At 67.7% G+C, this 13,676-nt stretch carries 9 protein-coding genes; 7 read left to right on the top strand and 2 right to left on the bottom strand.

The features are described 5' to 3' along the window. Positions 1-116: 116 nt before the first annotated feature. Positions 117-1,478: a DUF349 domain-containing protein gene (locus IBX18_RS24810; protein ID WP_194835900.1), complete on the bottom strand. Its 1,362-nt coding sequence runs from the start codon at positions 1,476-1,478 to the stop codon at positions 117-119. 253 nt (positions 1,479-1,731) lie between these two features. On the opposite strand from IBX18_RS24810, the gene IBX18_RS24805 reads away from it, so the two are divergent. From IBX18_RS24805 to IBX18_RS24780, 6 genes are all read left to right on the top strand, one after another. Further along, positions 1,732-2,487 (top strand): hypothetical protein, encoded by a 756-nt coding sequence (locus IBX18_RS24805; protein ID WP_194835899.1) that lies wholly within the window; start codon positions 1,732-1,734, stop codon positions 2,485-2,487. A 58-nt stretch (positions 2,488-2,545) separates the two neighbouring features. After that, positions 2,546-3,499: a tRNA (adenosine(37)-N6)-dimethylallyltransferase MiaA gene (miaA, locus tag IBX18_RS24800; protein WP_306796391.1), complete on the top strand. Its 954-nt coding sequence runs from the start codon at positions 2,546-2,548 to the stop codon at positions 3,497-3,499. Further along, the gene (locus IBX18_RS24795) at positions 3,496-4,332 is read left to right on the top strand and encodes an RNA methyltransferase (protein ID WP_107658180.1); all 837 of its coding nucleotides are present in this window, start codon (positions 3,496-3,498) and stop codon (positions 4,330-4,332) included. Before miaA ends, IBX18_RS24795 begins: the two co-directional genes overlap by 4 nt. Before the next feature lie 33 nt (positions 4,333-4,365). Further along, positions 4,366-5,247 carry a diaminopimelate epimerase gene (gene dapF / locus IBX18_RS24790; RefSeq protein WP_194836016.1) on the top strand — a complete coding sequence of 294 codons (882 nt, stop codon included), beginning with the start codon at positions 4,366-4,368 and terminating at the stop codon, positions 5,245-5,247. A 438-nt stretch (positions 5,248-5,685) separates the two neighbouring features. Continuing rightward, on the top strand, positions 5,686-7,143 hold the full coding sequence (gene hflX / locus IBX18_RS24785; protein ID WP_228541761.1) for a GTPase HflX: 1,458 nt from the start codon (positions 5,686-5,688) through the stop codon (positions 7,141-7,143). Between the two features lie 1,809 nt (positions 7,144-8,952). Beyond that, entirely contained in the window at positions 8,953-9,858 is a 906-nt protein-coding gene (locus tag IBX18_RS24780) for a lysophospholipid acyltransferase family protein (protein WP_194835897.1), read from the top strand. A 397-nt stretch (positions 9,859-10,255) separates the two neighbouring features. On the opposite strand, the gene IBX18_RS24775 is transcribed toward IBX18_RS24780, so the two are convergent. Then, positions 10,256-12,256: a glycosyltransferase family 39 protein gene (locus IBX18_RS24775; RefSeq protein ID WP_194835896.1), complete on the bottom strand. Its 2,001-nt coding sequence runs from the start codon at positions 12,254-12,256 to the stop codon at positions 10,256-10,258. A gap of 258 nt (positions 12,257-12,514) precedes the next feature. On the opposite strand from IBX18_RS24775, the gene IBX18_RS24770 reads away from it, so the two are divergent. Continuing rightward, the gene (locus IBX18_RS24770) at positions 12,515-13,660 is read left to right on the top strand and encodes an acyl-CoA dehydrogenase family protein (RefSeq protein WP_147139984.1); all 1,146 of its coding nucleotides are present in this window, start codon (positions 12,515-12,517) and stop codon (positions 13,658-13,660) included. Positions 13,661-13,676 lie beyond the last annotated feature (16 nt).

The following is a 13,676-nucleotide window of genomic DNA, read 5'->3' as shown; positions in this document are numbered from 1 at the left end:
GGTGCTGGCCCACTCGCCGCTGTGACGCAAGCAGCCGCACGCTTTCTGATGTGGCGCACACCAAATCGCATGCGATTCGATATGCGGCGCATCAAAAAGTGTGCGGCTGGGTCTAGCTAGAGGTTGGTGACCGCGCCCTCTGCGGCTTCGGCCCATTCACGCCACTGCTTGGCCTGTTCGAGGGCCTTCTCCGCGTCGCGTGCCTTGCCTGCGGCCTGGGCCTTGGCGGCCTGCTCCTCGAATTGCGCTACCCGCTCGCGGAATTGGGCCGCGCGGGCCATCGCCTCCGGGTCGGTGCGGCGCCACTGCGCGTCGACCGCGTCGCGGACCCGCTTCTCGATGGCGCGCAGCTTGCCTTCCAGTTCCTGAATGCGTTCGCGCGGCACCTTGCCGATGGCGTCCCACTTGTCCTGCAACTCCCGCAGCGAGGCGCGGGCGGCTTCCAAGCCGTTGGCCGGGTCGATGTGCTCGTAGGCCTGCAGCAGCTCTTCCTTCGCAGCCGCGTTCTGGTCGAACTCGGCGTCGCGTTCGGTGACGGCGGCGTTGCGGGCGGCGAAGAACACGTCCTGCGCGCTCTTGAAGCGCCGCCACAGTGCCTCGTCGGCCTCGCGCGGCGCCCGGCCGGCAGCCTTCCACTCGGCGAGCAGGTCACGGAAGATGCCGGCGGTGCCGACCCAGTCGGTCGAGCCGGACAGCTCCTCGGCGCGCACGCACAGCTCTTCCTTGCGGGTCTTCGCGGAGGCGCGTTCCCGGTCGAGCTCGGCGAAGTGCGCGCCGCGCCTGCGGTTGAATGCCTCGCGGGCCTTGGAGTAGCGCTTCCACAGCGCGTCGTCGACCTTGCGGTCCACGCCGCGGATCGACTTCCACTCGTCGAGGATCTCGCGCAGCCGGTCGCCCGCGGCCTTCCACTGGGTGGATTCGGCGGCGATCTTCTCGGCCTCGGCGCACAGCGTTTCCTTGCGCTCGGTGTGCTCGTGGCGCGCGCGGTCCTTCTCCTCCTTGGCGTGCGCGGCCGCCTCTTCGGAGTGTTCGGCGATCGCCGCGAGGCGCTTGGCCAGCCCGTCGATATCGCCGATGACGGCGGCGGTGGGCAGCGATTCGGCGAGGGCGACGGCGGCGGCCTTGGTCTTGCGGGCATCCGCGCCCGCGGCCAGGCGCGCCTCGAGCAGCGCGACCTCGGTGGCCAGGTCGTCGAAGCGGCGGCCGAAGTGGGCCAGCCCCTCGGCGGCGTCGCCGGCCTGCCAGGAACCGACCTGACGTTCGCCCTCGGCGGTCTTCACCCAGGCGGTGCCGTCCTCGTCGACCCGGCCCCAGGCGCTGGGGTCGGAGACGGTGGGCACCACGGGGTGCGGGTGCTGAGTCTGGCCCGGCGTCGCGTGCGGCTTGGGAGGGTGGACCGAGCCGCCGGGTTTCGGGGCACCGGAAGAGCGCGGCATCGCGCCGGGGCTGGCTTTCGCGGTTCCGTTGCTGTCGGTCATTGCTCCTCGTCCCTGCCGCGCGTCACGGCTGCCTGGTTACGCCCTAGCTCATCCCATTGAACCCGGTCCGAGCTCTTGTGACCATCGACCCATGCCCTCACTCGGCGGAATCACGGGGATTGCAACCCCTGATGACCTGGGTTGTAGCTCCTCGAACAGTAGCAATCTCGGCCAGGTTTGCGGCAGAGACACTCGAAGCTGGGCGGTACCCGCGGTGCGTATCGGTGTCCCGCGCAACGGTTACGGTTAGCCCGTGTTCCCGATTGCCGCCCTGGTCCCGTCGCCACCGATCCTGGTGCCCGAGCTCTGCGGCGGTGTGACAGGCGCGGTTCCCGGTCATCCGGGCGATCCGCGGGCGGTGCTGCGGGCTGCCGTGCTCGCCGCCGCGACCGCGCTCGCGCGGGTGTCAGACCGCTGGACAGTAATCGGTACCGGTGCCGCCGACCAGGTGTTCGGTCCGGAAACGGTCGGTACGTTTCGCGGCTTCGGGGCGGATCTCCGGGTCGCGCTGTCCGCGACCGCTACGGCCGAACCGGATGCTCAGCTTCCGCTACCGGTATTGATCGCTGGATGGTTGCGGGAGCAGGTGGCGCCCGCCGTCGGCGCGGAAGTTCGGATCGTCGCCGCCGATACTCGGGAGGACCGCTGCGTCGAACTCGGTGCGAAATTGCGCGCGGAACTGAATGGTTCCGCTGAGCAGCACGGCGTGCTCGTGGTGGCCGACGGTGCCGCGACGTTGTCGTTGAAAGCGCCCGGCTATCTCGATGAGCGGGCCGCCGCTGTGCAGGATGGACTCGATCGCGCGTTGGCCGCGGGGGACCGGGCTGCGCTGCGCTCGCTGGATCCGGCGCTGTGTGCGGAACTGGTGATGTCCGGGCGAGCCGCCTATCAGGTGCTGGCCGGGTTGTTCGAGACTGATCCCATGGTCGAGACGCTGTACAGCGACGCGCCTTTCGGGGTCGGATATCAGGTGAGTCTGTGGCGACCTGCCGGGACGGTGTCCGCATGAGCGCGAGTCGTGGGCAGAGCACCGTGGGGAGTTTCGGCTCCGGGTATCAGGTGAGCCTGTGGCGACCGGCGAGGTCCGCGTGAGCGACTCCGACATCACCCCGATCGCCGTGGTCGGCCCGACCGCCACCGGCAAATCGAACCTCGGCCTCGACCTGGCCGAACGGCTCGGCGGCGAGATCGTCAACATCGACGCGATGCAGCTCTACCGCGGCATGGATGTCGGCACCGCGAAACTCACTGTGGCCGAACGGCGTGACATCCCGCATCACCAGCTCGATGTGCTCGACGTGACCGAAACCGCGACCGTCGCCGCCTATCAGGCCGCGGCGAGCGCGGACGTGGCCGCGATCATGGCGCGCGGTCGCGTTCCCGTCATCGTCGGCGGGTCGATGATGTATGTGCAAGCGCTGCTGGACAAGTGGGAGTTCCCGGCCACCGATCCGGCCGTGCGGGCGCGCTGGGAGGCGGTGCTCGCCGAGGGCGGTGTCGCCGCCGTGCACGCGGCGTTGCGGCAGGCCGATCCCGCTGCCGCGGCCACGATCCTGCCCACCGATGGCCGCCGCATGGTGCGCGCGCTCGAGGTCGTCGAGCTGACCGGTCAGCCGTTCGCCGCGTCCGCACCTGAGATCGGCAGGCCGCGTTGGGGCACGGTGATCATCGGTGTCGATCGCGAGACCGCCGAGCTGGACGAGCGGATCGAACGCCGCACCGAGTTGATGTTCGCCGCCGGGCTGGTCGACGAAGTACGCGCGCTGATCGACCAGGGCCTGCGCGACGGGGTGACTGCCCGGCGCGCCATCGGGTACGCACAAGTCCTGGCGTATCTCGACAACGAATACGACATGAAGCACGCGCAAGAACGCACCCTGATCGGCACCCGGCGCTACGTTCGACGGCAGCGCTCGTGGTTCCGGCGGGACCCACGGGTGCGCTGGGTGGACGGTGCCGCCCCCGATCTGGTGGCGACCGCGCTCGCCCTGCACGACGAGAAAGAACGGACTCCGCAGTGACCCGACGTGTGAGCACCCGCAATGCCTCGGTCCAGGTGTGGCAGGCCTACCTGAACAACCGGACCAAACGCCACCGTGACGGGCGCTTTCTGGTGCAGGGCGTGCGCCCGATCACCCAGGCCGTCGCCAACGACTGGCCGCTGGAGACGCTGCTCTATCGTCTCGGCACCCCTGATCTGTCCAGCTGGGCCAGGGAGCTACTCGACACCAGCGACGTCCCGCAGGTCGGGCTGGTGCCGGAGTTGATGGCCGAGCTGGGCGAAAAGGTCGGTGGCATACCGGAATTGGTGGCCGTCGCGGTGTCGCGTCAGCAGGAGCTGGACACCTTCGAACCAGGGGAGCCCGGCGAGGACGCACCCGTGGTCGTGGTGTTCGATCGGCCGAACTCGCCGGGCAACCTCGGCACGCTGATCCGGTCGGCCGACGCGTTCGGTGCCAGCGGGGTGATCGTCACCGGGCACGGCGCCGACCAGTACGACCCGCAGGCCGTGCGCGCGTCCACCGGCTCGCTGTTCGCGATGCCGGTGCTGCGCGCGGCCGGCGCCGCGCAGGTCCTCGAATTCCGGGACAGGCAGGTGCGCCGCGGCATCCCGACCCGGATCGTCGGCACCGACGAGCACGGACCGCGCGCGGCCTACGACTACGACTTCACCGAGGCCACCATCCTCGTCGTCGGCAACGAGACCACCGGGATGAGCGCCGCATGGCAGGACGCCTGCGACGACATGGTGCACATCCCGATGGGCGGCACCGCCAGCTCGCTCGGCGCGCCCTCGGCGGCCGCCGTCGCACTGTACGAAATTTCCCGGCAGCGCCGGACGTTTGCCAAGTGACGACAAGGTAGGGAGAACACGCACGTGTCGGATATCGAGTTCACCAAGGGGCACGGCACCCAGAACGATTTCGTGCTGCTGCCGGACCTCGAGGTTCGCCTGGAGCTGACCGCCGAGCGGGTCAGTGCGCTGTGCGACCGTCAGCGCGGGTTGGGTGCCGACGGTGTGCTGCGGGTGGCGCGCGCCGGTGCGTTGCGTGCCGCGGGTGTGCTCGACGAGCTGCCCGCGGGGGTGGATGATGCGGATTGGTTCATGGACTACCGCAATGCCGATGGTTCGATTGCCGAGATGTGCGGGAACGGTGTGCGGGTATTCGCGCACTATCTGGTGGCTTCGGGGTTGACGGACAGCCGGGAATTCGTCGTCGTCAGCCGCGCGGGTGGGCGTCCGGTCGTGGTGCATTCCGCCACCGCGGTGGATGGTGAGGTCACCGTGGACATGGGGCCCGTTCGGGAACTCGGTGAATCCACTGCGACTGTTGCGGGCTGGGCGTACCCCGGGGTCGGTATCGATGTCGGGAATCCGCATCTGGCCTGTGTCGATCCCGAGCTGTCCGCGGAGGGGTTGGCCAAGCTCGATCTCACCGTGCCGCCCGGGTATGACCCGGATTTGTTTCCGCACGGCGTCAACGTGGAGATTTTGACCGCACTGGACGCCGAGCGTTCGGTCGATATGCGTGTGTATGAACGTGGGGTCGGCGAAACCCGTTCTTGCGGAACCGGAACCGTCGCTGCTGCCGCGGCGGCGCTGGTTCGTGAGGGGTTCCGGATCGCCTCCGATACGGGGGAGGTTCGCGTGCGGGTGCCCGGTGGTGAGGTCACGGTCGGGTTCGAGGGCGGTAGTGCTTCGCTGCGCGGGCCTTCGGTGCTGGTTGCCTCAGGGACGATCTCCGAGGGTTGGTGGCAGCACCTCTGACCCCGCAGTCAGCGGTTGGCGGTCACGACCGGCAGGTGGCAGGCGGCGCTGGAAGTCGGCGACCGGCGGTAGTCGGCGACTGGGCAAATGGCGGTCGGCCGGCATTCAGCTTGATGGTCGCGCCAGCCATATCCGCCTAGCGTCAGGTGCGAACGCTGAAGGTTAGGGCACGCAAGCCCGGGCATACCTCGACCGTGCACGGTTGCGGGAACACCGCCCGGCAGCGTCCAACACGCTGTGCCGAATATCCGAATGCGCCATGTCGGTGCATCGTGGGATCATGGATCTTGTATGACGAAATCTAAAGTTTATGAATTCACTCCGGCCGACGACTTCACCGAGACGGCCGATGACGACATCCAGCTCGACGATGCCGCCACCGACGCATCGGCCGACGAGGCCGAGACCGGTGATGTGGTCGCCGAGCACGCCGCGCGGATGAAGCGGTCCGGTGGCTGGACCGCCGCCGACCCCACCGTGGGCGAGATGCAGCTCGACGAGCGTAGTTCGCTGCGCCGAGTCGCCGGGCTGTCCACCGAACTCACCGACATCACCGAGGTCGAGTACCGGCAGCTGCGCCTGGAACGGGTCGTGCTGGTCGGTGTCTGGACCGCGGGCAGTGCGGCGCAGGCCGACGCGAGCATGACCGAACTGGCCGCGCTCGCCGAGACCGCCGGTTCCGAGGTGCTCGAAGGGCTGATCCAGCGCAGGGACAAGCCGGACCCGGCCACCTACATCGGATCGGGCAAGGCCGAAGAGCTGCGCGCCGTGGTGCTGGAAACCGGCGCCGACACCGTGATCTGTGACGGTGAACTGACGCCCGCGCAGCTGACCGCGCTGGAGAAGGTCGTCAAGGTCAAGGTGATCGACCGGACCGCGCTGATCCTGGACATTTTTGCCCAGCACGCCACCTCCCGCGAGGGCAAGGCGCAGGTCGCGCTGGCACAGATGGAATACATGCTGCCGCGACTGCGCGGCTGGGGTGAGTCCATGTCCCGGCAGGCCGGTGGTCGGGCCGGCGGCAACGGCGGCGGTGTGGGTCTGCGAGGTCCTGGTGAGACGAAGATCGAGACCGATCGTCGGCGCATCCGTGAGCGAATGGCCAAGCTGCGCCGTGAGATCCGAGAGATGAAGACCGCGCGCGACACCATGCGGGCCCGCCGTAATTCCAGCGGCATCCCGTCGGTGGCGATCGTCGGCTACACCAATGCGGGTAAGTCCAGCCTGATGAACGCGCTGACCGGCGCCGGGCTGCTGGTGCAGGACGCGCTGTTCGCGACCTTGGACCCGACCACCCGTCGCGCCGACCTCGACGACGGCCGCGAGGTCGTGTTCACCGACACCGTCGGTTTCGTCCGGCACCTGCCGACCCAGCTGGTCGAGGCGTTCCGGTCGACGCTGGAGGAGGTGACCGGCGCCGACCTGCTGCTGCACGTCGTCGACGGTTCCGACGCGCTGCCCGCCGAACAGATCAAGGCGGTCCGCGAGGTGATCACCGACGTGATCAAGGAACAGGGCACCCCCGCCCCGCCGGAACTGCTGGTGGTCAACAAGATCGACGCACTGGACCCGATGGCGCTCACCCGCCTGCGCGGCCAGCTGCCCGACGCCGCCTTCGTTTCCGCACACACCGGCCTCGGCATCGACACCCTCCGCGACCGCCTGGCCGAAGTGCTCGGCGGCCTCGACGTCGAAGTCAGCGTCGTCGTCCCCTACAGCCGCGGCGACCTCCTCGCCCGCATCCACGCCGACGGCCGCATCCTCGACTCCACCCACGAGGAAGGTGGCACCCGAGTCCACGCCCGCGTCCCCCACTCACTCGCGGCCGCCCTGTCCGAGTTCGCCCACGCCGGTGGCGCGGTCGACCCGGACACCAACGGGCACGTCGGGGAGTAGTCCCGCAGGTCCGGATTGAGGGGCCGTAAAGGCGGCAATGGTGGCGTGGGCAGACCGTTGCTCCACCCATGGCGACCAGCCCGATGGTCTGCACGGCCGCAACCATGTCCGTTCGACGGGACCTGCCCCGCACTTCCACACGGCAGGCCATAGGGGGTGAGCAGCCATGGCCCTCAGACCCTTGCTCCACACCAGGGCTGTTCAGCCTTCAGCCAGCACCCAACGGGACGCCAAGGCGTGCCCACTCGCATTCCGCCGCCGTCATGTCCCGTTGGCGGCCTGCTGATCACCGAGCGGGACATAAGGGCGCGTGGACTCGCGTTTCGCCGCCGTCATGTCCCGTTGGACAGGCTGTAGATCACCAGTGGGGCATCACGGTGCGCGTGCTCGCGTTTGCTGCTGTCATGTGCCGCTCGGTGGGGCAGCTGGTGTACCACCAGGCGGCATGGCAGCGACCGGACGAGTAACCACGCGTGGCCGCGTCTGCTCCGCGCCAAGGCGATCGCTGCGATGGTCGTCACCAACCGGTACACCAGGGCACGCCCACCCGCGTTTCGCCACCATCATGTCCCCTTCAGCGAGCTGCCTATCACCGAGCGGGACATCAGGGCGCGCTTACCCGCGTTTCGCCGCCGTCGTGTCCCGTTCGACGGGCTGCTGATCACCGAGTGGGGTACCACGGCGCGCCCACTCCCGTTCCGCCGCCGTCACGTTCCATTGGGCGGCCTGCTGATCACCGAGCGGGACATGATGGTGCGCTTACTCGTGTTTCGCCGCCGTCATGTCCCGTTCGGCGGGCTGACCATCACCGACCGGGACCTCACGGCGCGTCTCCCCGTGTCCTGGCGCCATCATTTTCGCGGGAGCGCGCGTCGGCACGACAGCCTGCAAGAGGCGAGCAGCCATGTGCGGCGCAGATCATTGCTCCACGCACGGCGATCAGCCCGCATCGGAATCATCGTCGGACAGGCCACCATGGCGTGCCCACTCGCTTTTCGCCGCTGCCATGTCCCGCTCGGTGGGACAGCTGGTGTGCCACCAGGCGGCATGGCAGCCGACGAGACGAGTAGCCACGCGTGGCTACGTCTGCTCCGCAGTGGGGCGACAGTTGCAACGATCGTCACCGACCGGTACACCAGGGCGCGCCTACTCGTGTCTCGCTGCCGTCATGTCCCCTTTCGACGGCCTGCTGATCATCGAGCGGGACACATAGTGGTGCGTTTACTCGCGTTTCGCCGCCATCGTGTCCCCTTCAGCGAGCTGCTGATCACCGAGCGGGACATCAGGGCGCGCCCACTCGCGTTTCGTCGCCGTCATGTCCCGTTCGACGGGGTGGCTATGACCGTGCGGGACCTTATGGCGTTCCCATTCGCGGTTGGCGCCGTCATGTTCCTGTCGGTGACCCTTGGCCTGCTAACGGCTGGCTGGCAGGAGCACTCGCGTGCTGTCGAAGGTGGTCGGAGCGGAGATAAGCGGCGACTGCTGGCGGTTCTGTGCGGCAGAAGAAACGGCGCTGGTCGAGGCTGGGCACGCGGTGAGTGTCGGCGGGACGACTGGCATGCGCATACGTGGTGGTTGGCGCATTCGAGCCACGCTGATGTGGGGACGTTGTGTGGTTGCGGACGAATTGACAGCAAACTCTTGGGTTGGGGGATGGGGGGCTGCGGGGCAGGCCGGCGGTGGTTTTGGTGTCGGGGGAGCGTGCGCCGGAGCTCATAGCAGACCGGGTGGACTGTGTTGGCGCTCACATGTGATGCGGCACAGTGGAATTCGTTACGGTATCGTTCGGGGCGACATCAGGAGGGATGTATGTCGCACGACCGTTCGGGTTCCGTTGGTTCCGTGGAGGGCGCGTCCGGGGCGTTGGTACTGGAGAAGCCTGCGCTCAGTGATGGGGCTCCGCTGGCGGTTTCGCTGAGCGACAGCGATCTGCGGGTAATCGAGGCGCTGCTGTCGCCGTTGCGGGCGTGGACCAGTCCGCGGTTCTACGGACTCGACAACATCCCGACCGAGGGACCCGTGCTGCTCGTCGGCAATCACAACCTGATGGGCGGCATCGACGCACCGTTGCTGCTGCCCGAGGTGCTGCGCCGTCGCGGCCGTCTGATCCGCGGGCTCGCCGAACACGTGCTGATCGCGGTCCCGGGCGTGCGCCACTTCCTGCACCGCTACGGCGCGGTCCGCGGCACCCGCGGCAACTGCCTCGCGCTGTTGAAGCGCGGCGAGGCCGTCATCGTCTTCCCCGGCGGCGGGCGGGAAGCGGTGCGCCGCAAGAACGAGAAGTACCTCCTCAAGTGGGAGGGCCGCACCGGCTTCGCTCGGATGGCGATCGAGGCGGGCGCGCCGATCGTGCCGATCGCGATGATCGGCGTCGACGACGCCTACGACATCGTGATCGACGGCGACCACCCGCTGCTGCGCCCGCTGCGCTGGACCGTCGAAGCCCTCGGCATCAACCCCGAACTGACGCCGCCGCTGCTGCGCGGCCTCGGCCCGACCGTCCTGCCGCGCCCCGAACGCTTCTACTTCTCCGCGGGCACCCCGATCGACCCGGCCCCCTGGCGCGACGTCGACGACATCGACACGGCCGCAGAGGAATTGCGCGACGTAGTCCGCAAGTCCCTGGAGGAGGAACTGAAATTCCTCTTCACCGAACGGGAACGCGACTCCGGCCGCACCTTGTTCGGCCGCATGCGGGACTGGGTCCAGCGCTGATCGTCGCTAGGCGACACGTGTAGCCGAATACGAGCTGTGCGGAGAGCGATGCCACACGGGTGCGGCTAGTGCAGCGCGATTGCGGTCATGACCGCAATCGCGACTAGACCCGTCTTGTGCCCGCATGCGCGGCCTGTGCCAGCGTTGATTGTCGCGTGCCGAGAGTCGTTGAGGGTGATCGGCTGAGACAGGGCTGGTGCGGAGTCCGAGTGCGTGGGTCCGTTGCACCGTGCTGAGCCAACCAGTCTGTCCACCCTGCTCGCCTGCCTGGCTCAACCCGTTCCTGCACTCAGTCCAATTGCCACGGAGTGGGCGCGGTGCCTGCCCTTGCGCCCGACCGGGTTGGCAATCATCGGGCTGGGTCGGCGGATTTAACCGCACCGACTCAGATGGACATCTAATTCGGGTGCGGAGTCAGGTCGTAGATCGCGATATTGCCGATGTGCGTTGCGGTGTAGTGGTGACTCACCCAGGTCGCGATCTCCGGCTTCCCGGTCACCTGCCACGGCTTTTCGGGGGCGGAGGGTGTGGCGGCGCCGGGTTGGCCGCCGACTTTCCAGGACGCGGGCAGCTGCATTTCCTGCACCAGGTAGTAGGTCAATTGATGGTCGGCCACGATCTGCTGGAACTCCTCTAGCGTTGGTACCGGGTCCTCTGCCGCGAACCCGCCGATGGCGATCACCGGGGTGCGGCTGGCCAATTCCAGCGCGGCGGCGATCGAGCCGCGATCGACCGCGGCCGACCATTTCGTCGTGGTGCTCATCAGCATGGTGACGAGCTGCGGGTTGGTGAACGCGCCGCCGTCGGCGAAGTTCTGCGTCTGCCGATGGATGAGCGCCTCGATCCCGGTCTCGACGGGCTTGGCCGGCCCGACGACGGGACTGCGCCCGACATGGGCCTGCGGCAGGGTGGCCGCCGCATAGGCTGTCGACCCACCGAGTCCGGCGAACACGCCGACGATCACCAGCAGCGCGGTCGCTCTGGCTCGAGCGGTCCGCCAGCCGGCCGTAACCGGGATCGCCGTCACCAGCAGCCCGAGCGCCGCAACCACTGCCGTCCCCGCCACGGCCCAGCGCAACCACGGCAGCCAATCCGAATTACGTTGCAGCACAACCGAAGACCATAATCCCATGGTAAGCACCAGCGCGGCGGCACCGAGCCTGCCGAAAAGCTCGTCGCGCCGTCGCCACAGCTCGTGCACCCCGACCGCCACCAACCCGGCCACAGCGGGCGCGAGCGTCAACGTGTAATAGGAGTGCTCGATAGCCTTCATCGCACTGAAGGCGCCACCCATGGTGATCAGCCACAGCCCGAAAAGCAATGCGGCACCACGTATTAGATCAGTACGCGGCGCACTCCACCGCGAAGCCAGCACCACCACGAACGCCAGCAGCGCCGCAGGAAGCAGCCACGAGATCTCGAATCCGCTCTCGCCCAAGAAGAGTCGACCAACTCCGGGCGATCCGAAATCATTGAAACTTTGCACCAGCCCAGGCGGCGTTTGATAGCCGGCGGGCAGCGCGATCTGGCCCGACGCCGGGGTGTCACCCAGGAACCGCCCGAATCCGTTGTAGCCGAGCACCGCATCCATGAACGTGTTGTCCGTCGACCCCGCAAGATAGGGCCGCGACGAGGCAGGCCACAGAATGGTCAGCAGCACATACCAACCGGCGGAAACAATCAACGCCGCAGTGGCACCGACCAAGTGCCACAACCGATTCCGCAACGAGGTCGGCGCGACCACGAGGTACACCACCCCCAGCGCGGGCAGCACCATCAACCCTTCGAGCAACTTCGTCAAGAACGCGAACCCGAGCGCGACACCGGCCAGCATCAGCCAGCGACCGTTCGCCCGCTCCAGCGCCCTGATCGTGCAGTAGCCGCCTGCCGTCATCAGCAGCACCAGCACCGCATCCGGATTGTTGAACCGAAACATCAACGCCACCACCGGTGTTGCCGCCAGCACCACCCCGGCGAGCAGCCCGGCGCCCCGGCTGCCGGTCGCCCGCGCCACCGCCGCAGACAACAACCAGACCGCGGCGACCGCCATCAAAGCCTGCGGAACGAGCATGCTGGCACTGCTGAACCCGAACAGCTGCCCGGACAGCCCCATCACCCACTGGGAGACCGGCGGCTTGTCGACGGTGATGAAGTTGCTCGGATCGAGCGACCCGAACAGCAGCGCCTTCCAGTTCCGCGAGCCGGCCCAGGTGGCGCCCGCGTAGAAGTTGTTGCCCATACCGTTCACGGTGATGTGCCACAGGTACGCGAGCGCGGTTCCGAGCAGCAGCACCGCCAACCCGAGACGCTCCACCGGTCGGACCGGGGGCAGGGCTGTCGTACTGGAGGATGAGGCAACGGAACCGGTCGGAGCCGTCGCGATGAGGGTCGCCGCCATGGCCCCACCGTCGCATGGTGATGTTCACCAAAAGTTGGACAGCGGGTAAACACCGCGTCGGAACTGTGTGGTTGCGGACACTGCCGCACCCGCCGCGGTTTGTCGAGAATCTCGGTCTTCTTCCACGTGCCGCGTCTTCACGCCTGGTCACTTCGCGATTCTGGCCCAGAAGTGAACTGCGATTCTCGTTCCGGGTACCGTATTAGGCAACGACGGGTCGGTGTGGACCGGCCGGGTGTTGTCCCCTAGGAGGTTGGTGTGGAGCGCACACTGTTCGAACCCGAGCACGATTTGTTCCGGGAGTCGTTCCGCAAGTTTCTCGATCAGCATGTCGCGCCGAACCACGCTGAGTGGGAAGAGCAGGGGATCGTCGACCGCGCGGTCTGGCTCGAGGCGGGCAAGCAGGGCTTCCTCGGTATGGCCATGCCGGAGGAGTACGGCGGCGGCGGGGTCAAGGACTTCCGCTACAACGCGATCGTGGCCGAGGAGTCGGTCCGCGGCCAGTACTCCGGTCTCGGCTTCGCCCTGCACAACGATGTGATCGCGCCGTACCTGCTGGAACTGGCCAACGAGGAGCAGAAGCAGCGCTGGCTGCCCGGCTTCTGTTCCGGCGAGATCATCACCGCGATCGCGATGACCGAGCCGGGCACCGGCTCCGACCTGCAGGGCATCAAGACCCGCGCGGTCCGCGACGGTGACGACTGGGTGCTCAACGGCGCCAAGACCTTCATCACCAACGGCATCAACGCCGACATCGTCATCGTGGTCGCGCAGACCGACCCCGAGAAGGGCGCGATGGGCTTCAGCCTGCTCGTCGTCGAGCGCGACATGCCCGGCTTCGAGCGCGGCCGCAACCTCGACAAGCTCGGCCTCAAGGCGCAGGACACCGCCGAACTGAGCTTCACCGACGTCCGGGTGCCCGCCGCCAACCTGCTCGGTCAGGAAGGCGCCGGCTTCATCCACCTGATGCAGAACCTCCCGCAGGAGCGCCTCTCCATCGCCGTGATGGCCGCCGCCGCCATGGAGGCGTGCCTGGACATGACCATCCAGTACGTGCGCGACCGCAAGGCGTTCGGCAAGCCCATCGGCACCTTCCAGAACACCCGCTTCGTCCTCGCCGAACTGGCCACCAAGACCACTGCGGTCCGCGTGCTGGTCGACCGTTTCATCGAAGACCTCAACAACGGCAAGCTCTCGGTCGAGGACGCCGCCATGGCCAAGTGGTGGAGCACCGAAGAGCAGGTCGAGCTCATCGACCGCTGCCTGCAGCTGCACGGCGGCTACGGCTACATGAAGGAATACCCGATCGCGAAGGCGTACATGGACGCTCGCGTGCAAACGATCTACGGCGGCACCACCGAGATCATGAAGGAAATCATCGGGCGGTCGCTGAAGCTGTCCTGATACGGAGGTCTCCATT

The sequence above is a fragment of the Nocardia sp. XZ_19_369 genome (assembly GCF_015355715.1).
In the GTDB taxonomy this organism is placed as follows: Bacteria; Actinomycetota; Actinomycetes; order Mycobacteriales; family Mycobacteriaceae; genus Nocardia.
This window is presented reverse-complemented; position numbering and strand designations above follow the sequence as displayed.